We start from the raw sequence: 25,498 nt of genomic DNA, 5'->3' as shown, positions 1-25,498 counted from the left end.
AAGACCTTGCCATTGGAATTGTCCAGACTAATCACTTCTCGATCTATCTTACCTTACGTCCTAACTAAGCTGGCGATTGCTATAACTCCCCACCAACTCTATCCCTAAGGGCAAATATTCCAAGAGTTCGCAAATTAGCTCTGCATTTTCTGCTTCTCTTTTTACCCGAATATCTTCCTTACCTAATAAATCTTGCAAAAGTTCTAATGCTTTTCCTGGTTCTTTTTGTGGTGAGAGAACATCTAAGGAAATTGTTTGGATAAAATTGGGGTCTAAATTTCGTATCCTAGTAGTAATTAAAACTCGAAAACGAGGTTCATCAGGAATAGCTTCACGTAAATGAGCTAGGTCTGCGACATCATCAAAAATAATTAGAATCGGTAAATCAGAATCAGGATATTGAGACCAACACCAAGCAACCTGTTGCTTAAGGGTTAATAATTTTTCTTGCTGGTCTTTTGTGGGAATTTCTAAACCTAAATCTAAACTAAAAAACTTTAAAACTTCTCCAGAAAGATTCGTTTCTCTGGCATTTAACCAAACTATTCCCCCATATTCATTTTCATATCTTCGCCCATATTGGGTGGCTAATTCAGTTTTTCCCACCCCTCCCATCCCTGCTAAGGCTACATAATCCCCGCGTTGCAAATCTCCATGTAACAGGGTAAGTTCCCGTTCTCGCCCCACAAAATGGACTGAACCACGAGGGATACGTTTTGTGGGACGTAATTGTTTTTGACCTTGAATAATCTGAGTCCCAATCGAAGCTTGTCCTCCAGGAGCAATGTAAACACCTATTTTCTCGGCAAACTTTCCCAGTTCTTCAGACATTTTTAAAGTTACTTATTAGCAGGTTTAAACTGACAAATTCTATTCTCAACTAGCCACATTTAATGCCTTGGAATAAATTCCCAGCCTCATAGAAAAAGTCTGATAAATCAGATTGAACAAGGGTTTGAGTACGTTTTAACGTACTTAGATTATGAGCCTTGAAATTTATGATGTTGTTGGCGAATTAAAAAGGGGTCTGACCCATCAGTTCTAAATTGTATTAATTTTCTGGATTTCAGTTCCTTGGAACTGACTTAGGATTTTAGCCCACAATTTATTACAGGACATAAAAACAACGCAATATTCAGGTTTTGAGGGCGAGGGGTTTAACCCTGTGAGAATTGACCAACAGCATCATTTATTTCAAGGTGGGAATTTGGACAAAATATCGATTATTGTAAGTTATGGGTTCAAAAGGACATATTTTCGATATTTCCTGTCCCACCAGGCATAACCACCTGACCAATTTTTTCTGCTAATTTTTCTAGATTGGGCATAGCAAGAATTTGATTAAATTTAGGATTGGGTTCAGTTTTTGCTGCTGCTGCTAATTCCTGCATGGCTCGAGCAACTTCAGGATTCACTTTCGCTGCAGATTCAACTTCTAATACAGCTTTACCATAGTCGAGTTTTTCATCTGGAATTTTCTCGATCGCAGTAATGGTATGGGGAGAATGTTTTTTTAACGTTACCCGAAATTTACTGGCTTTATCCCACAAAGCTTCTCCAACCTTTTCACCGGTTTTTTCTAAAGCTTTGGTAGCAACTACTGAACCAATGGCGATCGCTGCAGTACTTAAAGGTTCCATCAATTAAATTACTCGCGATAATATTATTTGTTTATATATTATTTGTTTATATAAGTTCTTTTTTATTGTAATAATTTCGATGGGATGAGATTGCTTCCTTACGTCGCAATGACGGAATATTATTTTTGAATTAGTTTTTTTGAAATATACCAATCCCAAATCCCCAGTCGCCAATTCCCAGTCGCCAATCCCCAATCCCCAAATTACCTCTTTTCATATCGCGAGTCGTGCCATAATCTATGGAGGGATGCAAAAATGATTTTTAATTTTTGTACCTATACCTTTTGTATACAGAGGAAATTTTTAAATGACTGCAACTGCAGCTCCCCAATTAAAGCACGAGGTTAAAGACCTCGCCCTAGCTCCTTTGGGAAATCAGCGGATCGAATGGGCTGGACGCGAAATGCCAGTTCTCAAACAAATTCGCGATCGCTTTGCTAAGGAAAAACCTTTTGAAGGAATTCGCATCGTAGCTTGCTGTCACGTCACCACTGAAACCGCTCACTTGGCGATCGCCTTGAAAGCTGGTGGTGCAGACTCAATTTTGATTGCTAGCAACCCCCTATCTACTCAAGATGACGTAGCTGCTTGTTTGGTTGCTGATTACGGAATTCCTGTTTTTGCAATTAAAGGCGAAGATAGCGAAACTTACAACCGCCACGTTCAAATCGCTTTAGATCATCGTCCAAATATTATTATTGATGATGGTTCTGACGTAGTTGCTACCTTGGTTAAGGAACGGAAAGAACAACTTTCTGACATCATCGGTACTACAGAAGAAACCACAACTGGAATCGTTCGCTTGCGGGCTATGCTGAATGACGGCGTTCTCAGCTTCCCTGCAATGAATGTTAACGATGCCGATACCAAGCATTTCTTTGATAACCGTTACGGTACCGGACAATCTACCCTTGATGGTATCATCCGCGCTACTAATGTTTTATTAGCTGGTAAAACCACAGTTGTTGCTGGTTATGGCTGGTGTGGTAAAGGTACTGCGATGCGCGCTCGCGGACTTGGTGCAAATGTAATTGTCACCGAAATTGACCCCATCAAAGCAATTGAAGCAGTAATGGATGGCTTCCGCGTCATGCCAATGGCTGAAGCTGCACCTTTAGCTGACTTGTTTATTACGGTAACAGGTAACAAGCATGTAATTCGCCCCGAGCACTTCGAAGTGATGAAAGACGGTGCAATTGTGTGTAACTCCGGTCACTTTGATATTGAAATTGACCTCAAATCTTTGGGTGCAAAAGCATCTGAAGTTAAAGATGTTCGTCCCTTTACCCAACAATATAAATTACCCAGTGGTAAATCAGTGGTAGTTCTAGGGGAAGGACGTTTAATTAACTTGGCTGCTGCAGAAGGTCACCCCAGCGCAGTAATGGATATGAGCTTTGCAAACCAAGCTTTGGGTTGCGAATACTTAGTGAAAAATACAGGTAAGTTAGAACCCGGTTTATATTCTATTCCTGCAGAAGTAGACAAAGATATTGCTCGCTTGAAGTTGCAAGCAATGGGTATTCAGATTGATACTCTAACAGCCGAACAAGTTGAGTACATCAATTCCTGGACTTCTGGTACCTAAGGATTGCTCCAGTTGGATTTAATAATTAAATTCGGATTGATTAATTTCAATCATTTCGTACTATAAGCGAATACTTTAGTAGGGTAGGTAAATTACCTACCTTTTTTTATGAAGTATTCTACTTCTGTCTCCTGACTCCTGTCTCCTGTTAACAAAGCGGGGCGCGACCTGGCGTAAGCGTACTGTAAGTATTGCGCATAATTCTGCAACAGCAATTGCAAAATATTCTATCAGGAATCATTATTCCCCAATAATTTTTCTATCGTACAGAATAACAAAAATTTGATTCTCTAAACTTCCGCTTCTTAATATTTAGAGAATACTTGTAAAGTATCGTTTATTACCAAAAATTATGATTGATATCCCCCAACTCCCTTAAAAAGGGGGCAAAAGTCCCCCAACTCAGCGGGGGATTTAGGGGGATCCAAGATATCTTAGGTAAATAAATAATAAATATACCTTTCCAAATATTCTCTTAGAGAAAGGCTTTATATCATTTCAATAAATTGGCAAAATGTCAATTTCTAATTACTACATTTACAGTTTTTTTGGAAAAGATTATTTTTCTTTCGTATATATGTAAATTCCTGGTAATTTTTAAGGTTTTGCGTGGATATGGCATTTTATTAACCAGATTTTTGTGTAATACTTATCAATTACTTCATAACAATAGTCAGATTAATTGATGACGTATTCCAACAATCAAGATTTGTATTTTATAAAAGCAAATAAGCTACTAGGTATAAACCCTAACTTTTCAGAAAGTAATAATTTATCAAAAGCAGTAATACCTAATTTTATAATGACTCAATTAGCAGTATTTTTACAAGAAAACGATTCAACTAATAGAGGCATTACCGAGCAAGGTAGAGATGCAGGAGTTCCAGATAAATCATCGTTTTCTTTAAAAGATGTTTTTCAAGGTTTATTGGTCACAGCCATAGCTTTTACAGAAATAGAAAGAAAACATGCATTAGAAATGATTGCTGTCTCTTTTCAAAAAGTTAAAGAATCACTACTAAATTCTAAGATGTATGATTTGGCTCATCTTATGGACTTAGCAATAGAAAAAATTCAACTAGCTTCTCACAAAGAATCAATCCAAGAACAAGATTTGTTCCTCGCAGAGGTTTTAGATGTAATCAATGAGATGGAATTTAACTTAGATGATGAAATAAGTAGCAATAACAACTTAGAAATAGTCAATATGAGCTACGAAGATTTACGACTGAATATGTCACGTTTCGCTGCAAAAGAAATCTCTCCAAACGACTTATAGCTAACTGGTAAAGTAGATATTGATTGGAGAAAATAAATTATTGTTCAATGTATCGCACTACATAATTAGGTAGAACCTTAATGAATGCTGAGACCAGTGAGCAGTAAACTTTCGCTCCCCATAGGGGTGGTTTGTTTTGTTAGCAAAGCGTTTCCGCAGAACATAGTTTGACTTTTTACTTTTTACTTTTTACTTGCACATAGCGCTATATAGACTTGAGAAAAATTGCACATCGGGTTAGGCTTCATTGTCGTAAGTGAATGCTGTAAAATTGACGCGATGACACATCAGCTCCCCTCGGTAATTCCTTCTTGTGCTTGGAGTCGTCCCATTGGTTTAGGTTGGGATAATCCCTATACTGTCCGTTATGCTAGTAATATTGATGATGGTCCCTGGCATGGAATGCCTTTGGGTGGATTTGGTGCTGGCTGTATTGGTCGTTCTTCACGGGGAGATTTTAATTTATGGCACATTGATGGTGGGGAGCATCTCTTCAAAAATATTCCTGCTTGTCAGTTCAGTGTTTTTGAGTCAGATGGTTCATCTTCACAGGCTTATGCTTTGTCTGCAGAAGCACCGGAAGATAAAAGTTTAAAATCTTGGCAATGGTATCCAAAATCTACAGATAGAATTACCACAGGAACCTATTATGCTCTATATCCCCGCAGCTGGTTTGTTTACGAAAATGTATTTCAAAGTACCTTAACTTGCGAACAATTTTCTCCTGTTTGGGCTAATAATTATCAGGAAAGTAGTTATCCGGTAGCAATATTTCTTTGGACTGCAAAGAATCCAACCGATCAACCTTTGACTCTAAGCATTATGCTCACTTGGGAAAATATGGTGGGTTGGTTTACCAATGCTTTGAAGTCGCCAGAAGTCAAAATGCGGGATGATGGTAGCCCAGTATATGAATATCAGCCCAAATTAGATGATAGCCAATATAATTTCAATCAATTAATTGAAAATACTGATTCGGTTGGGATTCTTTTAGGTCGTTTGGGTATGACTGAACCTATCGATGAAGGTGAAGGACAGTGGTGTATTGCGACTTGCAAACATCCCCAGGTGGAAATTTTTTATCATGCTCGTACTAATCCAGTTGGGACCGGTGAAGATGTTTGGCAAAGTTTTGCAAAAGATGGTTTTTTACCTAATTATGAAGATGAAACCCTAGCAATGGAAGGGGAACGGGTAGGAACTGCATTAACAGTAAGATTTACTTTGCAACCAGGGGAAACATTAGAAATTCCCTTTGCTTTAAGTTGGGATTTGCCTATTACTGAGTTTGCTGCTGGGGTTCGCTACTATCGTAGATATACTGATTTCTTTGATCGCAACGCTAATAATGCTTGGAAAATTGCCCATACTGCTTTAGAAGCATATCAAAATTGGCGATCGCAAATTGAAGTTTGGCAAAAACCGATCCTAGAGGATGAAAATTTGCCAAGTTGGTTCAAAATGGCATTATTTAACGAACTTTATGACCTTACTAGTGGTGGTACATTGTGGAGCGCAGCGACACAGCACGACCCCTTTGGTCAGTTTGCTGTTTTGGAATGTTTAGATTACCGCTGGTATGAAAGCTTGGATGTGCGTTTATATGGTTCTTTTGGACTATTAATGCTATTTCCCGAACTGGAAAAATCAGTTATTCGTGCTTTTGCGAGAGCAATTCCTGCTAGCGATGAAAAAACCCGTGTGATTGGTTACTATCACACCATTGGAGCAGAAAGTCCGATGGCTGCTCGGAAAATTGCAGGGGCTACACCCCATGATTTAGGTGCGCCAAACGAACATGTTTGGGAAAAAACAAATTATACGAGTTATCAAGATTGCAATCTGTGGAAAGATTTAGGTAGTGATTTTGTATTACAGGTTTACCGAGATTTTTTGCTCACTGGTGCTGATGATGTAGAGTTTTTAGCAGAATGTTGGGATGCAATTGTTCAAACTCTAAATTATTTAAAGAGTTTCGATTTAGATGGTGATGGAATTCCCGAAAACTCTGGCGCACCCGATCAAACCTTTGATGATTGGCGGTTGAGGGGTGTAAGCGCTTACTGTGGTGGTTTGTGGTTAGCTGCTTTAGAAGCCGCGATCGCGATCAGCAAAATTTTAATTGAAAACCCGGTAGAAAAGCCAAACATCGCCTCTTTAGAAGAAAATATAAAAACCTACGAAACCTGGTTAGCAAAGTCAGTCCCTGTATATCAAGAAAAACTCTGGAATGGTAAATATTACCGACTTGATAGCGAAAGTGGTTCCGATGTAGTAATGGCGGATCAGCTATGCGGACAATTTTACGCGAAACTGCTAGGTTTACCTGATATCGTACCAACTAACCGTGCTAAATCTGCTCTTAAAACTGTTTATCAAGCTTGTTTTCTGAAATTTCATAATGGTGAGTTTGGTGCAGCTAACGGTTTACGACCTGACGGTTCTCCAGAAAACCCTGATGCAACCCATCCATTGGAAGTTTGGACAGGAATTAATTTTGGGTTAGCAGCTTTTCTGGTACAAATGGGAATGAAAGACGAAGCATTTAAAATGGCAGAAGCCGTAGTCAAGCAAATTTACGAAAATGGTTTACAATTCCGTACCCCAGAAGCAATTACTGCTGTTGGAACTTTTCGTGCTTGTACTTATCTCCGGGCTATGGCAATTTGGGCAATTTATTTAGTTCTCGAATAGCACCAAACAAAGCAAGCTGATTACCAATTCAATTGCCAATTACCCACCATTGGGTTGTTTCGCAGAAAAATACGGCGTCAACTCTTCCAATGCCCTTGTACGATTGTATTTTGACTTAATTCCACGAGTAACTTCCAAAGCTTCTTCTAACAGTTTTGGCGTTAGATATGGTGCTAACTTACTCAATGCTTTCACACGGGATAATTCTGATTTAATATCACAGGCTGTATAAAAAGCTCGCTCTAATAATTTTCTGGAGAGACGTGGTGCTAACTCTCCTAGTGCTTTTGCACGCCATAATTCAGATTCAATATTACAGGTAATTTCTAAAGCTCGCTCTAATACTTCTGGGGGTAGATCTGGTGCTAATTCCTCCAATTTCTTGGCACGTCGCATGTCAGACTCACGATCGCAAGGAATATCCAAAGCCTTTTCGAACTGTTCGGGGGAAAGCTTAGGTAGTAAATCTTTCACTACTTTGATGAGGTTTTTCTTATCCTGAAAATCACCATCATCAGTTACTTTTGCCTGATTTCCTAATTTTTCTTGATAAATACTTGAATTGGCTGAGAATTGCTCGATAGTTGCTAATTTTTGTTCCTCTGGTTTTTCTAAAATATGATGTTTTGAATAATCTGTTCTGAGATAGTTTACATCCTTGAAGGTTAATAAATCAGTATTAAATTTTGAGGCAAATAGATGAGCATCAAATATATTATTAAGCTCATCATTGTCTTCTATTTCTGTTAAAAAAACCTCTTGTAATATTTGACCTAAACCATTTTCTTTATCTCTCAGTTTACTTCTATAAGACTTGACGTCACAATCCTGTTCTGCTTCTTGAATTAGCTTATCTAAATGTCCTTCATTTTCTTTCGATAACTGATTATCTGAGTCAGATAATCGCATCAATATTATTCCAAGATCACTATCTCGATTTATCGTTTGTCGATAGTTTGCTTGGTTAATATGATTTTTTTTTTAATTGAAGAGCTAAAGATTGTATTTTATTTTCTAGTTTTCTAATATCATAATCATTTTCCTGTGGCTTATAAGTTGGTATCCCACGATATGAAATTATAGTGGACTGTTCGATTAGTTCTTCTCTACATTTGGATAAGATTATATTCTGTGCTTTATAAAAAGAATCGTAAAGTATGAAGACTAAGTCTTGGCCGATATTGTGATTTGTTTCGATATTATATTTAACAACATCTTGGCAAACTTTTTTCATCAGTTCATAACCTGTATGTTCAGCTAAAACTTGCCAGATCGCTCCCAAAAACTTTATATCAGTATATTTCATCCCAATAGCCACCAATAACACACCTTAACGCTCATCAATATCGTCAGAATATATATATTTTTGTGAAATCCTTACATTGAAAGGCTTTATGCAAAAATAAATTTTCCAGCCGTTCCGGGATAAGTCACGTTCCGTATGCTGAAACTGCAGGCTCTATCTGCGTATTCAGGCTGTAGAGCCTAAATACTTAACAATATTTTGTTTACAGCTATTTCCATAAAGGCAAGGAAAAACCAAACCGGCATTTACACGTAATGTACGCTGACGTATTAATGCTGTATGTGGAACTTAACCTCTAGCTGCGGACAAGATTGTCTCCAATATTATTATCTTGCGAGAGTAATATAAGAGCCTAAAACAAATAAAAATCAAAAATTTACTTTTTATTGATAACTTACACCATTATCAACAAAAGCCCTTTGCTCTTGTCCCAATCTAAGCCTTAACTATTGGGAAAAGACAATGGAAAAGAAAATAAGCTATCAACACTCCATAAGAAGGAGAAAGTAAAAAGTAATAAATAATGTGCAATATTAAATAGCAAGTATGCAGCCAAAAGATAACTCTTACGAATGAAATAAACACATTTTTATTTTTCCCCGTTCCCCGTTCCTCGTGTTTATTCAGAGCTTTTACTGAGTTTTATGTTAGCTATATGACTTTGGGGACATATGATTGCTTTGTCCCCAAAGGATTTACCTTACACAAATACGGTATCCGCAAGAGGTTATTATGCCTACGCCACTTTCTATTAGGCTTCGCAGACGTTGCAGATTCTATTAATATGGGTAAACGAATCCAGGCTGACAATAATTTTTCGTGACAAAAGACTTTTACACCTCATATTAGCTACAGTTAAAGCCAAACGAGCAGTACTTTATTGCACACTATGTAGCTATAATACTGCAAGGTGGTACGCAATGCTATTATAAATTACGTTTTTCCAGTCATTACTTTGAGCTATTCATTTGGAGGAAGATATGGTGTCAATTCTTCCAATGCTCTTGTGCGATTATATTCAGATTTAATTCCGTTGGCTAATTCCAAAGCTTGTTCTAACAATTTTGGTGTTAGATGTGGCGCTAATTTGCTTAGTGCTTTTACACGCCATAATTCAGACTTAATATTACTGATAGTATCAAAAGCTTGCTCTAATAATTTTGTTGAGAGGTATGGTGCTAAATCTCCTAAAGCATTAGCACGCCATAATTCAGATTTCATATCAAGGACAGTTTCCAAAGCCTGCTTTAATAGTTTTGGAGGTAATTTTGGTGCCAATTCCCCAATTTTCTTCGCGCGCCATAAATCAGATTCAAGATTGCAAGCATCTTGTAAAGATTTCTCTAACACTTCCGAGGGCACATTTGATTTTAATTCTCTCTGTACTTCGGTAAAATTCACATTATCTTGAATATTATTCACAGTTTTTTTCCCATACCTTAATTTTCTCCAAGAGGTACCAGGTCTGACTGGGATTGGTTTTACTGGGGCACTAAAAAGTTTTCCATCTAGTTTCTTTATGACATGACGTGTAGGCAAATTATTAATTCTAATGGTTGTCATGTCCCTAAGGGGAAGTAAATCTTTACCGAAGATATTGTTAAGTTCTTGATTCTCTTCTATCTCTGTGAAAAAAATATCGTATAACTCTTTACGCAAACCAAATTCTTTATCTCGAAGGGTATTTTTGTAAAATTTAGCATCACAGTCTTTTTCTGCTTCTTCTATTAACTTATCTATATACTCTTGAGTCTTCAGAGAAGACCTATCGTTTAATTTAAATAATTGTGTCAACAATTCTTCAATAATGTTATGAGCAAACTTCTGTCTACCATTTTGTCTAATTTTTTCAATATCTTTTAACTCAATATTCAAAAATTGTATTTTAGTTTCTATATTTTTTATTTCATAATCATTTTGTGGTGGTTGGTAGCTTATCACTCCACGATATAGAGTCATAATAGATTGTTTGATAAGTTCTTCTCGACATTTAGATGCAATTTTTGCTTGTGCTTCACAGAAAGACTTATTAAATAAAAAAATTAAATTTTGGCTGAACCTACTATCTGTTCTCGTATCTGTAATAAGATTTTGGCAAGTGTTAATCATATCCTCGTAACCGATACTTCTAGCTAACACTTGCCAAATAACTTCCAACAAATTTATATCAACATATTTCATGATTCGCGTTACTCCTAAATATCTTAAGTAAATAAAAATTAAAGTCTCATTGTTTACTTATCTTTTATCAGAAAGATTATTTTTTCAAACGTATTCTCATTTACAGTTATTGAAAATAATATTGATAGTTAGATTTTTGTAGTTATATATTTATTTGAGATTATTTGTTTTACACTGCTTTTAGCTGTATATCAAGAGATATTAATATCAAAACAGATTATTATCCGTAATAATCTAAAATCACGTTTTTAGCATTATTAGAGTTAATTTATATCTAAAATAAATAGGGTTAATACCAATAAGTAGTAATTTGCTACTACAGCACTTAGTGACTAATATACTTTTCTGCTCCCCTTTCCCTTTTTTCTATTGCCAGGATTTATTCAGAGTAGTCCGTTGCCAATTACTCATTACCAATGACTGGCTAATTTAATTTTGACCGACTTCGTCGGAAGGAAGAAGGAAGACGGAAGAGGGAAGATGTCAATAAGCGCGTTTTCCAAAAAAATCTTCCATCAAGCATTGCTGACGCAACGCTACGCTAACCGACCCCGAAAGGATGCAAGCCCCGTCCTTCCAGGACCCAGAAGGTTTGGGAGGAGTACAAGCAACTTCGGCAACATAAAACCTTCTTCCTTCTTCCCTCTTCCCTCTTCCTTCGCTGTGACAATAATCCCAAAAATATAAGATTTGTTAACGAAGTGGAAGTAAATTTTATTTCGTCCAGTATTTCTACTCTTGGGTACGTTAAATTAGCAATATCACTTGCTTAAACCAATTTGACATGGCTAGTTTAGAGTACAGCGATTTTTGGGGAAACGACTCTGCTGGTTTACGCTACGCAATTCAGCAGCAGTTAAGTAAAAAGTCTGGAAGACGAACTCTACTAGCGAGAGATTTAAACTCCCAAGAATTAGTTGTCATAAAATTGCTTTCTTTATACAGTGACTTTGAATGGGATGATTTGAAACTTTTTGAGCGAGAAGCAGAAATCTTAAAGAGACTTCAACATCCAGCAATTCCTGATTATCTAGATTATTTTGAAGTAAATTCGTCAAAAATCAAAGGATTTGCTTTAGTTCAAACCTATATCCCAGCAAAAAATTTAGAGCAAATCCTCAAAGCCGGACGTGCTTTTACAGAATTAGAAATCAAAGCAATAGCCAAAAAACTTTTAGAAATTCTTATTTATCTCCAAAAACAAAATCCACCTGTCATTCATCGTGATCTCAAGCCCAGCAATATTTTATTGAGCGATCGCTCGGGCAATAATGTTGGAGAAGTATATTTAGTAGATTTTGGTTCTGTACAAACAGCTGTTGCAAGTGAAGGTGCAACTAGGACAGTGGTGGGAACCTACGGTTATATGCCCCCAGAACAATTTGGCGATCGCACTGTTCCGGCTTCTGACCTTTATAGTTTGGGTGCAACTTTAATTTATCTCATCACAGGTTATCATCCAGCAGATTTACCCCAGAAGAATTTCCGAATTCAGTTCGACCATTTAACTACCTTGAGTTCTGGATTTGTTGAGTGGTTAAATTGGCTAATAGAACCAACTTTAGAAGAACGTTTAGCTTTTGCACATCAAGCATTAAAGGCTTTGGAAAAGTCAATAATGTCCCCACGATTTGGATCGGATAAATCGGAATTTAATCCACCTCAAATTGCTGATTTATCCTCAAAGAATTGGAAATGGGATGGAAAGAACTGGGTTCCAAAATATCTTCATAAATTACGGGGTCGTTCCCGCTCAAACTCTGCTCTCACAAATCAAAACAAGAATCGCAATACAAAGATTTCCAAATGGAATATTACCCAACCATCAAGTAGTAAAATTAAACTCAAAAAAAATAAAAATAGTCTTGAAGTTGTTATTCCGCCAACTGGTTTTAATGGATCGCTAATGTTAGTTGGTTTATTTGCAACCGCTTGGAACTCATTTCTTTTCTTTTGGACTATTGCTGCTTTACATAGTCCTCTACCATTGATGGCTTTATTTTCCGTTCCTTTTTGGGGTGTTGGTGCTGCGATCGCGTCTCAATTTCTTTCTCCTTTATGTGGGCGCGTCCGGTTATATATAAATCAACAGAAGATTTGGTTACAAAAAGAAATTTTAGGACTTAAATTTAATGTCACTCCACCAGCACTAACTAAAAATGTAAATAAAATCGTCTATATCCCCGGACATTTAGCCAATAAAGGTAATACCGGATATCCAATTAAAGTTCCCTCATCTTTAATCATTTGGGCGGGAGTTCATAAATATCAGATTGGTGGTGATGCCGGAACAGTACAATCTGACCCAGAAATTGAGTGGTTAGCTTCTGAGCTAAGTGAGTGGTTCGATTTACCAATTCAGGATTTACGCAACCGACACAGCGAGAATTAAGGAAGTAAGGAGTAATGAGTAATGAGTAATGAGTAATAAGTAACGGCTAATGTGAATTAAATTCAGCCTTGTAATATCAAGGGTTTCAAGAACCGGCTTAAATCACGTTTGTGATTATTCCTACGAATTTACGTTATTTCAGCTTCTAATTCACATAAGGCGTGAGTAATAAGTAATAAGTAACGAATCGCCAATCGCCATATGCCGCAAGGCGGCACGCAGTGCTTATGGCTAACGCCACGCTTCCGCTAACGCCAATCCCTAATCGCCAATCGCCAATCCCCAATCCCCATTATGATTAACTGAGAAAGGCGAACGGAGAAAGTTATGTTTGGACTGGGTTTACCAGAACTTGGAATTATTGCTCTAGTGGCTGTTTTGATTTTTGGACCAAAAAAACTTCCACAGTTAGGAAGTTCTTTAGGAAAGACACTGCGGGGATTCAAAGAAGAATTAAAAAATCCCAGCGATGAGAATGATTCAGAAAAACATGATTCAGATAATACCAATTTGGAAAAATAATGAGACAGATAGATTTTGTAGAGACGTTGCATGCAACGTCTCTACCGTAGAATCTGTTGCAATGATTTATTGAATTGGTATAAAGAAGATAAATGACTCTAACCCGAATTCCCATTAAATAAAGATATGATAAGCATTTCCATATGCGTCATATAAGCTGCTATAATAATTACCCGGCTTCAAAAAGAAACCGGGTTTATTTGAAAGCAAAAATTTTCATCGGGGTAAAAAACGTTTTTAGAGCAAATAATTGCCTGTAATATTTCGTACTTAAGACAAATTATTGCTACTTCAAAATCAGTATTTTACTCAATGGAAAATTAGTAAATTGAATTTTTGATATTTCTTAGATCTAAGAATTTTCAACTTAAGATTTAAGCTTAAGAACTTTAAAGGATCGCGAACTTTAAACTTAAGAATTTTAGACCTAAAAATTTCGACTTAACGCGAATTAACTACCTTATAGTTTTTTCCCGTTCTAGAATCAACTTGATTTGTTCCGGTATTCGGTTCGTATGATTCTTCCTTGACTACTCCACGGGCTTTAATCAATCCAATCGCACGATTCACACTTTCAGGTAGGATCACAACCAAACTTTTTTCTGTAGCCATATCTAAAGCTGTATTCACAGCTGTAGTTTCATCAAGAATTGTTTGGTAATTGCAATTTCGGTTAACTTCTTCGATCCCCTGGGCTATTAGATCGGCAGCCGAACCTCGTCTGCGTCCTCTAGTGTCATCATCTTCTTTAATAATTATTTTGTCGAAAATTTCTGCTGCTAGTCTACCTAACATGATGAAATCTTCGTCGCGGCGATCGCCAGGTCCACCAACAACACCAATGCGTTCTCCATCCCTCCAGTTACGAACAAAGCCACCTACGGCTTGATAGCTATGGGGGTTGTGGGCATAATCCACTAAAGCATGGTGTCTTCCTAGATCGAACAAGTTCATTCGTCCTGGAGTTTGACTTACTGAAGCACGGAAAGTATTTAAGCCCAAACGGATTTGCTCGATAGAAACATTTTGCACAAATGCAGCCAAGGATGCAGCTAAAGCATTGGCAATCATAAATGGTGCGCGTCCGCCCATAGTTAAGGGGATATTCTCCGCCCGCTCAATGCGATGGGTCCAATCACCTTTGAGAATTGATAGACAACCCCGTTCATAAACCGCTGCGACTCCTCCTTTTTGGATGTGTTGCCGCACTAGTTCTGAATTAGGATTCATGGTGAAGTAAGCAATATTGGCTTTAGTTCTCTGCGCCATTGCTGCCACTCGGGGATCGTCAGCATTGAGAACAGTATAACCGTCTGGGAAAACCGCCTCGGCTACTACACTCTTGAGATGTGCTAACTGGTCAATAGTATCAATATCACCAATACCTAAGTGGTCGGATGCGACGTTTAATACGACGCCAACATTAGCAGAGTCAAAAGCGATTCCCGAACGCAGGATACCACCCCTTGCTGTTTCTAGAACTGCCACTTCCACCGTAGGATCTTGTAAAATTAACTGCGCACTTTGGGGACCAGTATTATCTCCTGGCTCGACCATGAAATTACCGATATAAGTGCCGTCGGTAGTCGTGTAACCAATTACTTTACCGGTTTGTTTGAAAATATGTGCTAAAAGTCGAGTCGTTGTAGTTTTACCATTAGTACCAGTAACGCTGAGAACTGGTATACGACTGGGTTTGTCGGATGGAAATAGCATATCCATAACCGCACCGGCTACATTACGCGACACCCCTTTACTGGGAGCTACGTGCATTCTAAATCCGGGCGCGGCATTGACCTCTACAACTACACCATCAACTTCCCGTAGTGGGCGACTAATATCCGTAGTTACTATATCTATCCCGGCAATATCTAACCCAATAATCTTGACTATCCGTTGTGCTAGCCAAACATTCTCTGGGTGAATTTGATCTGTACGATCTACGGCAACACCACCAGTACTTAAATTAGCCGTTGCTTTTAGATAACATACTTCCCCTTCATTGAGAACGCTGTTAATGCTCAACCCTTGCTTTTCTAGTAACTGGTAACTGGTGCGGTCTAACTCAATTCGGGTTAATAAATTATCATGTCCATCACCACGATGGGGATCTTTATTAATCTCCTCAATTAATTCGGCAACAGTTGATCTACCATCACCAACGACATGAGCCGGTACTCGTTCGGCGACAGCAACCACTTTACCATCGACAACTAATACGCGATGATCTTGGCCGACATGGTAACGTTCAACAATGATAGACCGGGAAATTTGTTTAGCAGCATCGTAAGCTGCTTCTGCTTCATCCCAGCTTCTAATATCAATCGTAATTCCCCGCCCATGATTGCCATCAAGGGGTTTAATTACAATTGGATAACCGCCAACATATTCAATTGCGTCTTCTAGATCGTCCAAAAAGTTAATAACTGTACCTCGAGGAACTGGAACTCCAGCACCGGATAAGATACGTTTGGTAGCTTCTTTATCACAGGCTAGTTCTACGCCAAGGATGCCGGTATTATCCGTCATAGTTGCCTGCATCCGTTTTTGATTGACGCCGTAACCAAGCTGAATTAAAAAGCGTGCCCCTAGTTGCATCCAGGGGATACCTCTTTTCTCAGCTTCCTTAACAATAGCCTCTGTAGAAGGTCCTAATGCCGCATCTCGCCAGTAGTCTTTGAGGTCTTGCAAATCTTGCTCTAATTCTGCTTTTGGATAGCGTCCTCGCTCAATAATGCTTTGGCATAACCGCACTGCAGCCCTACCTGCATAGCGACCGGCTTCCTCATTCAGATACTCAAAAACTACCTGATAAACACCAGGTGTTGCTGTTTCACGCGTGCGACCGAAACCGCAACGCATCCCAGTCAGTTCTTGTAGTTCCAAGGCTACATGTTCTACCACATGACCCATCATCGTGCCTTCTCGTACCCGCATCAGGAAACCACCACGACAGCCCGGAGAACAATAGTGGGCTTCCAGACTGGGCAGTGCCTCAACTAATCCTTCATAAAAACCGGGTATTTCATTCGAGGGCGTCTCAGCAATGTTTTCTAAGTCGAGGCGCATGACGATGAGCTTGTGGCGTCGAATGCTCCAATAGTTGGGGCCGCGTAAAGTCTGGATTTTGAGGATTCTCATGGGAATAGGGTAGATGGAGATTCGGAACCAATATTCTAGTTTCCTACTGAAATTGACCGCTTAACTGTTCGCTGCAAACAGTTTTTTATTCTTTTATAGTATTACTGGTACTCTTTTTACCTGCAACGTAAAAAATTGCGGTCAATTCAGTGTAACTCCCAGTACTGATTGTCGTCAGCTGGGAATTCGATAGACAGAAGGTAGTACGGTACGCTGGTACAGATGAAAGCGATCGCCGTGGCTCAGAATGTGTAGGCGCAAATTATGAAGGTTAAGGGGATCGCTAGCGCCAACGTGAGATTCATTGGTGTGAGTCATCTCAGTTGGATCCACTATAGTCACGCTTCCCTTGCCCATAACATGCAACCAACCATCTTTCTCAAACATGGCACAAGTATCTTCATCAATCCCAATGCCAATTCTATCTGGATGGGATGCTAAGGCACTCATTAATCGTACCATTCGATTTCGATTGTGAAAGTGCTGGTCAACAATTATTTCTGGGATCAAACTTAAACCTGTTGCCATATCCACTAAGGAGCGGTTGGGTGATTCGCCACTACCACCACCAGCAATCATGTGGTGCCCCATCACTGCAGCACCGGCACTAGTTCCAGCCAATGTTATTTGTCCTGCCCGGACTCTTTGCCGGATTATATCCATGGCACGAGTATCAGCTAATACTCCACACAAACGGAGTTGATCTCCTCCAGTTAGGAATACACCGCTACAGGCTTCTAGGGATTCTTTTATATAGGACGAGTCACAATGGTCTCTTTCTCGAATGTCTAAAATATCAGCCTTTTCTACGCCCATATCCTTAAAAATACGGACATAGCGTTCGCCAATAATACTGGGTTCTCGGGATGCAGAAGGGATAATTGTTATATATGCATCGTTGGCTCCGGTTCGATTAAAAAAAGTTCGGAGAATTTCACGTCCATGAACTTTATCTTCTGCACCACCGATAACCATAATGGCGGTCTTAGTTGCTTGGGGTGTCCTCATTTCCAGCCATTTAGCTTTCAATTGCCGCATTTGTGCTTCTCCTGTCAACAACTCCAGTCAATAAACAAGCGATTATTGCCTGATAATTTTTGCGCCTCGCCCATTTGAGAGCATACCGCCTCACACAGCATAAAGCGGAGCTTAGAATATCTCCTACCATTTTGAGAATAACGGCACTATTTTCGCCCGTCTGTTTGTCCAGACTGGCAAAAAAACCCCCTGGGGCGAAAAAATTTATATACGCTTTTTTTCTAAGGCTGACTCGATGCATCCTTGAAGTTGTTAACCCGGTCAGATAAATTATTTAAATTTAGATGTGACAATATTTAAACATAAATTAAGCATTCGCGAAAACTTTTATTCGCACTAGAAATCAAATATTTCTATTATTTTTAAATGCTAGCGAGGGAGATAATATTTGTTTTACACCATTTAGACTTCTATTTATGCTTGAATTCCAATTTAAGATTTTTGTGACTATTCCAATTTAAGATTAGTGTCCTTCAATACGAAATACTGTGCGCTTTGATATAGTTACGCTGTTTCCTGATTGTTTTAATTCTGTTTTAAATTCTGGGCTTTTGGGTAAAGCCTTGGCAAAACAGATCGCCGAAGTAAATCTCATAAATCCGAGAGATTTTACCACCGACAAGCATCACAAAGTTGATGATGAGCCCTATGGTGGTGGCGTGGGAATGTTAATGAAACCAGAACCCATTTTTAGTGCTGTTGAATCTTTACCTATTCTCCCACGACGAGAAATAATTTTGATGAGTCCCCAGGGTCAAACTGTCGATCAACCATTATTACGTGAGCTTTCAGCAAATTTCGATCAGCTGGTGGTGATCTGTGGGCATTATGAGGGAGTTGACGATCGGGTACTCCATTTAGTAACCAGGGAAGTTTCTCTGGGTGATTTTATTTTAACTGGCGGTGAAATTCCGGCGATGGCTTTGATTAACGGGGTTGTTCGCCTACTACCAGGGACAGTGGGAAAAGTTGAGTCTCTAAAGTCAGAAAGTTTTGAAGAAGGTTTATTGGATTATCCACAATATACCCGTCCGGCAACATTTCGCAAATGGAAAGTTCCCGATGTTTTACTCAGTGGTAACCATGCTGCAATTTCCCGTTGGCGTTATGAGCAGCAAATCGAAAGAACTAGAAAACGTCGCCCTGACATGTATAAGGTTTGGATGGAAGAAATGCAGAAGTTAAAAAGGTTTAAGAAGTGAGGAGATTGGGGATTTGGAATTGGGAATGAGTAATGAGTAATGAGTAATGAGTGATGAGTAATGTTAGCGTTCACAAAGTGTTAGCAAGGCGGGGCGCAAGCACAGATAATGAGCGTGTCTACAGCGCACAGTAATGAGTGGTGAGACTGGTAGGGTGTGTTCCCGCAAGGGCGTAATGCACTATCTTCTTTGAAACAGAAGGGGGAATTTGCAACATGAAAAAGGAAAAGGTAACGAACAACAAATGAATATTCGAATTGGTAATGGTTACGATATACATCGTTTAGTTAGCGATCGCCCACTAATTTTAGGTGGTGTTAAAATTCCTCATTCTTTGGGGTTACTGGGACATAGTGACGCCGATGTCCTGACCCATGCCATTATGGACGCAATGTTGGGTGCTTTGTCCTTGGGGGATATCGGTCATTATTTCCCTCCTAGCGACCCCAAATGGGCTGGTGCAGATAGTTTAGTGTTGCTAGAGCAAGTTAATGAATTGATTCAAGAGCAGGGCTGGCGAGTTGGAAATATTGATTCGGTAGTTGTGGCGGAACGCCCTAAACTAAAACCCCACATTGAGGAAATGCGGGGAAATCTGGCAAAAGTTTTGCACTTAGAACCAAACCAAGTTGGTGTTAAAGCTACTACCAATGAAAAATTGGGTCCTGTGGGAAATCAGGAGGGGATTTGTGCTTATGCTGTGGTTTTGATTAATGGGTAATGGGAATTGGTAACTCTGGATTAATTTTTCTGGAAAATAATTCGTAGATAAATTAATTTTTTTTACAATCATAATTTATGAGTTGTAGGGGTGCACTGATGTGCGCCCTATGGATCTGCGCTCCGACAAGCAGTATATTTTTTGATTTAGAATTTCTCTTAAGTCCCAATTCGGGGAAATTTGGTAAGCGTTAGGTAAAAGAGCTTTTACCATATACTGGTATCCTATATTTCAATAAGAATTAAAATTTCTAGGATTAGTTAAAATTTTAGGAACTTCTTAGTAAACAAAAATACTGTGTTTCAAGTACAAGTTTGTGCGCTACTACAAGTAACAAATAATGGTATGAATTATTTTTTGGAATTTCCTTAACTGAAGTAATAAGTTGTTTTGAATATTTTGACTACTTAAATGATAAGAATTATTACAAGAGTAAATATTTTTCGGCGTTTGCGTTTGCCAGCAATATTAGCTGTAGTTGCAGCATTAATTATTACAGCTTGTAATCCGGCGAACTTTAGAAGCCAAGCAGTTCAAGTCCCAACACTTATAGGAACTCTTCTTGGTGGTCCTTCAACTTTCAACTATGCTTTAAACGAATCCCTATACACTACGTACGTATTGGGCTTAGTATATGACTCATTAATTACAGAAAACCCTTTAACCAAGAAGTTAGAACCTGCATTAGCTAAGTCTTGGAAAATCTCTGGCGATGGACTACGAATTGAGATCGCTTTGAAAGAAGGACTCAAGTGGTCTGATGGGAAACCAATGACTGCTGATGATATAGTCTTCAGCTATAACGGTATCTACCTTAATCCCGAAATTCCTGCACCCAGCAAAGACTCTTTAAAAATCAACGAACGGGGCGATACTCCAAAGGTGAGAAAAATTGACAACCTAACAGTAGAATTTTCTATACCAGAACCTTTTGCTCCTTTTTTACGATGGGTTGGTGGCATCCCAATTCTACCAAAGCATGTTCTTGAAGAATCTATTCGCACCAAGGGACCTAATGGTAATCCTCAATTTCTCCGAATGTGGGGTTTAGGTACTAATCCAAAAGATATTATCGGTAATGGTCCTTATGTAATTGACAGTTACGTCCCCAGTCAAAGAGTGATACTGAAGCGCAACCCTAATTACTGGCGCAAAGACGACCTAGGAAATCCTCAACCTCATATTGAGCGTATTGTCTACCAAATTATTGAGTCTACTGACAATATGCTAATTAGTTTTCGTTCAGGTCAATTGGATTCTTTAGAAGTACCTCCCGAAGGATTTAGCTTGCTTAAAAGAGAGGAAAAGAAAGGAAAATTTACTATTTATAATGGCGGACCAGACACCAGTACTAGTTTTATTGCTTTTAATCTTAATAAAGCTAAAAATTCTAAGGGACAGGCTTTTGTAGATCCCATCAAATCTCGGTGGTTCAATAAAAAGGAATTTCGCCAGGCCATAGCCTATGCTATTGATCGTGAAACGATGAGAATCAATTCTTTTCGTGGATTAGGAGAATTACAAAATTCCTTTGTGTATGTTGAAAGTCCATTCTTTCTTCCACCGGAAAAAGGTTTAAAAGTATACGATTACAATCCAGAGAAAGCTAAGAAGTTACTTTTGCAGGCAGGTTTTAAATATAATACTCAAAATCAATTAATAGATAACGATGGCAACAGAGTTAAATTTATACTTTTGACAAATTCGGAAAGGAAAGTCAGACAAGATATGGCGTCACAAATCATGAAGGATTTGGGCAAAATAGGTATTAAAGTTGATTTGCAAATTCTTAGTTTCAATGCTTATCTGAACAAATTAAAAGTTACTAATGACTGGGATTGTTATCTTGGTGGATTTGGTGGTGGTGGTGTAGAACCTCACGGTGCTAGTAATATCTGGAAAGTTAAGGGTGCATCTCATGCATTTAATTTGGGACCCCAACCGGGAGGTCAAAAAATGACTGGTTGGGAAGTTTCTGACTGGGAAAAGGAAATCGACAGCCTTTATATCAAAGGAGCACAGGAATTGGATGAGAATAAGCGTAAAGAATATTATTACGAATACCAAAGAATTGCTTCAGAACAACTACCGTTTATTCATTTGGTAACAAGGTTAGATTTGCAAGCAGTGCGTGATCGCTTACAAGGTATTAAATACACTGCTCTTGGTGGTGCATTCTGGAATCTTTATGAGTTAGAAATTACTGAAAATTAAATTGCTTAGGGTTGGCTATGAATAACAACCTCCAATTCATTTAAGAAAGCAAGCGTGGAAATCTATAGTTAATCCTTGGTAGTAACAGATGAATAATCTGTTACTGTCCAATTACGCAAATTCCCATACGGTTAACGCCATGCTTTGTAAAGGTAGTGAGTTATAGATAGGTAGGTGTATGCTAATCCTCATATGACGCTGTTGTCACGCAATACCTTACGGTCTGCGGTGTCAGGGGAGATTCTGGCTGCGTTACCTACGGTTAAGCCTTGCGGTATTGCTTGGCACGACGCGTCTAACAACGAACGCTAACATCTTCAGGTGCGTGTAATCCAGTACGCTATGCTATCAACCCTAACGCTAATCCCCAATCCCCATGTCAAATGAAAAAAACCTACATTCCCTCTTAACTGACGTCGCTAACGGTCAAGTTTCCCCTGACATAGCCTTAGATCGACTCAAAGATTTAACCTACGAACCTGTAGGAGAATTTGCCAAAATAGACCATCATCGCGCTTTAAGAACGGGTTTCCCTGAAGTCATTTGGGGTCCGGGAAAAACCCCCGAACAAATTGCTCAAATTATGGAAGTAATGCGCCAGCGCAATGAAGTAGTAATGGCGACGCGTATTACCCCTGACGTTTATAGTGCTTTACAATCTAAAGTCCGAGATGTGCGTTACTTTGGATCTGCTCAAATTTGTGCGATCGCACCTCTGGAACTCAAACCCCAATATTCTGGTGTCATTGGTATTTTATCTGCTGGTACCGCTGATTTACCCGTAGCAGAAGAAGCAGCAGTTACAGCAGAACTCTCCGGATTTAACGTCCAAAGACTTTGGGATGTAGGAGTTTCTGGTATCCATCGTTTGCTAAATAATCGTCATGTAATTGAAGATGCATCAGTTTTAATCGTAGTTGCGGGAATGGAAGGTGCTTTACCTAGCGTTGTGGCTGGTTTAGCCGATTGTCCTGTAATTGCGGTTCCTACAAGTATTGGCTATGGTGCGAGTTTTGGTGGTTTAGCACCCTTGTTAACAATGTTGAATTCTTGTGCTGCAGGTGTAGGCGTTGTAAATATTGATAATGGTTTCGGTGCTGCAGTATTAGCTGGTCAAATTTTACGCACGGCGGGAAAGCTACAACAGAGATAAGTTCTGCCAACGGTTGCAAGTTTTGATTGGTTGTAGAGACGTTGCATGCAACGTCTCTACATTGTCTTGTGGGAAATAAATCCAATGCTAACCAAGAAAATTAATGGGATAAAACACTAGTAATCCCTAACCTAACCATATTGACCCTTGCTGTCGCAGATGAAAAAAATTTGGAGTAAAGGGTTGTCATTTTTTACCTTTCAAGGTTATCAAATTATAATCATCTATGTAATTTTGCTTACTAGATGTTGTAGATTCATAGCTTTTGAGTAAGTAGTCTTTGAGGCGATTGGGAAATAAATACTACCCACTAGCAATATATAACTATGAACTCTCAAATTTTTCGTAAAGATGTCCTAGTAGGGCGTCTCTACGAAAAATATTGGAAAAATTATTGGTAATAGCGAACTAATTTTCACGAAATATTGAAATAGAGAAAATATGGAATTATATAGTGCTTTGATATATTCACAAGTTTGGCATTTTCTCCTGAATTCCTGGGTAATAGCTCAGAATGTTACAGATCCCGACATTCTGGGTCAAATACATAAGGCTTTTACTAATTTCGTCCAAACAGGTCAAATTTGGGCATTACTAATTGGTTTAGTCATTGGTTACTTTATTCGTAATATCACAAGCTATGGGTGAATTGAGATTAGGATTGGGATTTGGACTATGCTTTGGGAAACTGGGCAGAATAATTAGAAATTAGTGGATACGCAGTTGAGATTAGCGCTTCGTAATAACTTATGAGCTTTAATTTGTAAACTCTAATCTATAATTATTTGGTTATTCCTCATTTTCCTGTTGTTTGTGTTTCCCGAACGCTTTGAGGATAAGGGAATACAAGATAAAAACACAGTTCAATTCACCACCTCAAAACCTTACTATTTCCCAATGTCTATGACCCAGCAGAAAACTTGGAGCCAGCGGTTTGAGTCGGCGCTACATCCTGCGATTGCTCGCTTCAATGCAAGTATTAATTTTGATATTGAGTTAGTTGAATATGATCTAACCGGTTCCCAAGCTCATGCCAAAATGTTGGCAAAAAGTGGAATCATCTCCCAAACAGAAGCAGAACAATTAGTCACTGGTCTGGAGCAAATTCGTCAAGAACATCACCAAGGTAAATTTAATCCTGGAATTGAAGCTGAAGATGTACATTTTGCAGTCGAAAGACGCCTGGTAGAAATTGTTGGTGATGTGGGTAAAAAGCTCCATACAGGGCGTTCGCGTAACGATCAAGTTGGAACCGATACCAGGCTATATCTCCGCGAGCAAATCCAAGTAATTCGTTCCCAATTGAGAGAATTCCAAACCGTAATTCTCGATCTTGCAGAAAAAAATATTGAAACCTTAATTCCAGGTTATACACATCTACAACGCGCCCAACCCCTAAGTTTAGCTCATCATCTAATGGCATATTTTCAGATGACACAACGGGACTGGGAACGCTTGGGGGATGTTTATCAAAGGGTGAATATTTCACCTCTGGGTTGTGGTGCTTTAGCTGGAACGACTTTTCCGATTGATCGTCGCTATACTGCAGAACTATTAGGATTTGAAGATATTTACGCCAATAGTCTTGATGGAGTGAGCGATCGCGATTTTGTCATAGAGTTCCTAGCAGCAGCTAGCCTCATCATGGTTCACTTGAGTCGCTTATCCGAAGAAATTATTTTTTGGGCTTCGGCAGAATTTAAATTTGTCAACCTCAAAGATAGTTGTGCAACTGGCTCTAGCATTATGCCCCAAAAGAAGAATCCTGATGTTCCAGAATTAGTCAGGGGTAAAACTGGACGTGTCTTTGGTCACCTCCAAGCTATGCTGGTGATGATGAAGGGACTACCATTGGCCTACAATAAGGATTTACAAGAAGATAAGGAAGGTTTATTTGATGGAGTGAATACAGTCAAAGCTTGTTTAGAAGCAATGACGATTTTGCTCAAAGAAGGCTTAGAGTTTCGCTCTCAACGTCTAGCTGAAGCTGTTAACGAAGACTTTTCCAATGCTACCGATGTAGCGGATTATCTTGCTGCGAAGGGTATTCCATTTCGGGAAGCATATAATCTTGTCGGTAAAGTTGTAAAAACTAGTATTGAGAATGGAAAACTACTGAAAGATTTAAGTTTAACGGAATGGCAAGAGTTACATCCAGTATTTGCTGCTGACATTTATGAAGCAATATCTCCCCGTCAGGTTGTCGCTGCTCGTAATAGTGAAGGTGGGACAGGTTTTGCTCAAATAGAACAAGCTTTAAAAACTGCTCGTAATTTACTCAAAAACACAAAATAAGATTTACTACAAAATAGTAAAAATATGAGATCCCCTAAATTCTAATCACTCGATTTCTCATTAGGGGATCTGAATATATCACTTTGTTTTTTTGATTCCGCAATTAATTTCACTGTATTGTGATTTAATAAA

General features: G+C 38.7%; 18 protein-coding genes. 11 read left to right on the top strand and 7 right to left on the bottom strand.

All coding sequences use genetic code 11. The annotated features are described in order from the left end of the window. Nucleotides 1-60 precede the first annotated feature (60 nt). Complete coding sequence (locus BC008_RS01940; RefSeq protein WP_027847089.1) at nucleotides 61-831, bottom strand: NB-ARC domain-containing protein; 771 nt, start codon at nucleotides 829-831, stop codon at nucleotides 61-63. 410 nt (nucleotides 832-1,241) lie between these two features. Continuing rightward, complete coding sequence (locus BC008_RS01935; protein WP_027845519.1) at nucleotides 1,242-1,640, bottom strand: hypothetical protein; 399 nt, start codon at nucleotides 1,638-1,640, stop codon at nucleotides 1,242-1,244. A 307-nt stretch (nucleotides 1,641-1,947) separates the two neighbouring features. Here BC008_RS01935 and ahcY point away from each other — a divergent pair, with 307 nt between their 5' ends. From ahcY to BC008_RS01920, 3 genes are all read left to right on the top strand, one after another. After that, on the top strand, nucleotides 1,948-3,228 hold the full coding sequence (gene ahcY, locus BC008_RS01930) for an adenosylhomocysteinase (RefSeq protein ID WP_027845520.1): 1,281 nt from the start codon (nucleotides 1,948-1,950) through the stop codon (nucleotides 3,226-3,228). Nucleotides 3,229-3,913: 685 nt separating this feature from the next. Further along, nucleotides 3,914-4,507, top strand: a complete 594-nt coding sequence (locus tag BC008_RS01925; RefSeq protein WP_027845521.1) for a hypothetical protein — start codon at nucleotides 3,914-3,916, stop codon at nucleotides 4,505-4,507. A gap of 279 nt (nucleotides 4,508-4,786) precedes the next feature. Further along, nucleotides 4,787-7,201 carry a GH116 family glycosyl hydrolase gene (locus BC008_RS01920; protein ID WP_027845522.1) on the top strand — a complete coding sequence of 805 codons (2,415 nt, stop codon included), beginning with the start codon at nucleotides 4,787-4,789 and terminating at the stop codon, nucleotides 7,199-7,201. 39 nt (nucleotides 7,202-7,240) lie between these two features. Here BC008_RS01920 and BC008_RS01915 read toward each other — a convergent pair whose 3' ends face one another. The 3 genes from BC008_RS01915 to BC008_RS01905 form a co-directional block, all read right to left on the bottom strand. Then, a complete protein-coding gene (locus BC008_RS01915; RefSeq protein WP_027845523.1) occupies nucleotides 7,241-8,110 on the bottom strand; it encodes a hypothetical protein in 870 nt (289 codons plus the stop codon). Between the two features lie 55 nt (nucleotides 8,111-8,165). Beyond that, entirely contained in the window at nucleotides 8,166-8,507 is a 342-nt protein-coding gene (locus BC008_RS01910) for a hypothetical protein (protein WP_153009508.1), read from the bottom strand. A 960-nt stretch (nucleotides 8,508-9,467) separates the two neighbouring features. Continuing rightward, on the bottom strand, nucleotides 9,468-10,688 hold the full coding sequence (locus BC008_RS01905) for a hypothetical protein (RefSeq protein WP_027845525.1): 1,221 nt from the start codon (nucleotides 10,686-10,688) through the stop codon (nucleotides 9,468-9,470). A gap of 784 nt (nucleotides 10,689-11,472) precedes the next feature. On the opposite strand from BC008_RS01905, the gene BC008_RS01900 reads away from it, so the two are divergent. Together BC008_RS01900 and BC008_RS01895 are read left to right on the top strand one after the other, a co-directional pair. After that, nucleotides 11,473-13,080, top strand: a complete 1,608-nt coding sequence (locus BC008_RS01900) for a serine/threonine protein kinase (protein ID WP_058182999.1) — start codon at nucleotides 11,473-11,475, stop codon at nucleotides 13,078-13,080. A gap of 327 nt (nucleotides 13,081-13,407) precedes the next feature. Further along, complete coding sequence (locus BC008_RS01895) at nucleotides 13,408-13,602, top strand: Sec-independent protein translocase subunit TatA/TatB (RefSeq protein ID WP_058182998.1); 195 nt, start codon at nucleotides 13,408-13,410, stop codon at nucleotides 13,600-13,602. Between the two features lie 441 nt (nucleotides 13,603-14,043). Here BC008_RS01895 and cphA read toward each other — a convergent pair whose 3' ends face one another. Both cphA and BC008_RS01885 read right to left on the bottom strand, forming a co-directional pair. Then, a complete protein-coding gene (cphA, locus tag BC008_RS01890; protein ID WP_027843998.1) occupies nucleotides 14,044-16,743 on the bottom strand; it encodes a cyanophycin synthetase in 2,700 nt (899 codons plus the stop codon). A gap of 174 nt (nucleotides 16,744-16,917) precedes the next feature. Continuing rightward, nucleotides 16,918-17,781: a cyanophycinase gene (locus BC008_RS01885; protein WP_027843999.1), complete on the bottom strand. Its 864-nt coding sequence runs from the start codon at nucleotides 17,779-17,781 to the stop codon at nucleotides 16,918-16,920. Nucleotides 17,782-18,269: 488 nt separating this feature from the next. Here BC008_RS01885 and trmD point away from each other — a divergent pair, with 488 nt between their 5' ends. The 6 genes from trmD to argH all read left to right on the top strand — a co-directional run bounded on the left by trmD (nucleotide 18,270) and on the right by argH (nucleotide 25,366). Continuing rightward, a complete protein-coding gene (gene trmD, locus BC008_RS01875; protein WP_027844000.1) occupies nucleotides 18,270-18,983 on the top strand; it encodes a tRNA (guanosine(37)-N1)-methyltransferase TrmD in 714 nt (237 codons plus the stop codon). Between the two features lie 244 nt (nucleotides 18,984-19,227). Further along, complete coding sequence (gene ispF, locus BC008_RS01870; protein WP_027844001.1) at nucleotides 19,228-19,704, top strand: 2-C-methyl-D-erythritol 2,4-cyclodiphosphate synthase; 477 nt, start codon at nucleotides 19,228-19,230, stop codon at nucleotides 19,702-19,704. 411 nt (nucleotides 19,705-20,115) lie between these two features. Then, a complete protein-coding gene (locus tag BC008_RS01865) occupies nucleotides 20,116-21,918 on the top strand; it encodes an ABC transporter substrate-binding protein (RefSeq protein ID WP_235595774.1) in 1,803 nt (600 codons plus the stop codon). Nucleotides 21,919-22,294: 376 nt separating this feature from the next. Beyond that, nucleotides 22,295-23,071 carry a nickel pincer cofactor biosynthesis protein LarB gene (gene larB, locus BC008_RS01860; protein ID WP_027844003.1) on the top strand — a complete coding sequence of 259 codons (777 nt, stop codon included), beginning with the start codon at nucleotides 22,295-22,297 and terminating at the stop codon, nucleotides 23,069-23,071. 441 nt (nucleotides 23,072-23,512) lie between these two features. Continuing rightward, a complete protein-coding gene (locus tag BC008_RS01855; protein ID WP_027844004.1) occupies nucleotides 23,513-23,719 on the top strand; it encodes a hypothetical protein in 207 nt (68 codons plus the stop codon). 255 nt (nucleotides 23,720-23,974) lie between these two features. After that, nucleotides 23,975-25,366: an argininosuccinate lyase gene (gene argH / locus BC008_RS01850; RefSeq protein WP_027844005.1), complete on the top strand. Its 1,392-nt coding sequence runs from the start codon at nucleotides 23,975-23,977 to the stop codon at nucleotides 25,364-25,366. Nucleotides 25,367-25,498: the final 132 nt, after the last annotated feature.

Origin of the sequence: Mastigocoleus testarum BC008 (assembly GCF_001456025.1) — a bacterium.
Lineage (GTDB): Bacteria > Cyanobacteriota > Cyanobacteriia > Cyanobacteriales > Nostocaceae > Mastigocoleus > Mastigocoleus testarum.
Note: the sequence above shows the minus strand (reverse complement) of the source record. Positions and strands in the feature narration are given on the sequence as shown.

What these genes read in the sequence shown, in the direction of transcription:
- BC008_RS01940 (WP_027847089.1), bottom strand. Translation starts at nt 831, where the DNA reads ATGTCTGAAGAACTGGGAAAGTTTGCCGAGAAAATAGGTGTTTACATT.
- BC008_RS01935 (WP_027845519.1), bottom strand. Translation starts at nt 1,640, where the DNA reads ATGGAACCTTTAAGTACTGCAGCGATCGCCATTGGTTCAGTAGTTGCT.
- ahcY (WP_027845520.1), top strand. Translation starts at nt 1,948, where the DNA reads ATGACTGCAACTGCAGCTCCCCAATTAAAGCACGAGGTTAAAGACCTC.
- BC008_RS01925 (WP_027845521.1), top strand. Translation starts at nt 3,914, where the DNA reads ATGACGTATTCCAACAATCAAGATTTGTATTTTATAAAAGCAAATAAG.
- BC008_RS01920 (WP_027845522.1), top strand. Translation starts at nt 4,787, where the DNA reads ATGACACATCAGCTCCCCTCGGTAATTCCTTCTTGTGCTTGGAGTCGT.
- BC008_RS01915 (WP_027845523.1), bottom strand. Translation starts at nt 8,110, where the DNA reads ATGCGATTATCTGACTCAGATAATCAGTTATCGAAAGAAAATGAAGGA.
- BC008_RS01910 (WP_153009508.1), bottom strand. Translation starts at nt 8,507, where the DNA reads ATGAAATATACTGATATAAAGTTTTTGGGAGCGATCTGGCAAGTTTTA.
- BC008_RS01905 (WP_027845525.1), bottom strand. Translation starts at nt 10,688, where the DNA reads ATGAAATATGTTGATATAAATTTGTTGGAAGTTATTTGGCAAGTGTTA.
- BC008_RS01900 (WP_058182999.1), top strand. Translation starts at nt 11,473, where the DNA reads ATGGCTAGTTTAGAGTACAGCGATTTTTGGGGAAACGACTCTGCTGGT.
- BC008_RS01895 (WP_058182998.1), top strand. Translation starts at nt 13,408, where the DNA reads ATGTTTGGACTGGGTTTACCAGAACTTGGAATTATTGCTCTAGTGGCT.
- cphA (WP_027843998.1), bottom strand. Translation starts at nt 16,743, where the DNA reads ATGAGAATCCTCAAAATCCAGACTTTACGCGGCCCCAACTATTGGAGC.
- BC008_RS01885 (WP_027843999.1), bottom strand. Translation starts at nt 17,781, where the DNA reads ATGCGGCAATTGAAAGCTAAATGGCTGGAAATGAGGACACCCCAAGCA.
- ispF (WP_027844001.1), top strand. Translation starts at nt 19,228, where the DNA reads ATGAATATTCGAATTGGTAATGGTTACGATATACATCGTTTAGTTAGC.
- BC008_RS01865 (WP_235595774.1), top strand. Translation starts at nt 20,116, where the DNA reads ATGATAAGAATTATTACAAGAGTAAATATTTTTCGGCGTTTGCGTTTG.
- larB (WP_027844003.1), top strand. Translation starts at nt 22,295, where the DNA reads ATGTCAAATGAAAAAAACCTACATTCCCTCTTAACTGACGTCGCTAAC.
- BC008_RS01855 (WP_027844004.1), top strand. Translation starts at nt 23,513, where the DNA reads ATGGAATTATATAGTGCTTTGATATATTCACAAGTTTGGCATTTTCTC.
- argH (WP_027844005.1), top strand. Translation starts at nt 23,975, where the DNA reads ATGACCCAGCAGAAAACTTGGAGCCAGCGGTTTGAGTCGGCGCTACAT.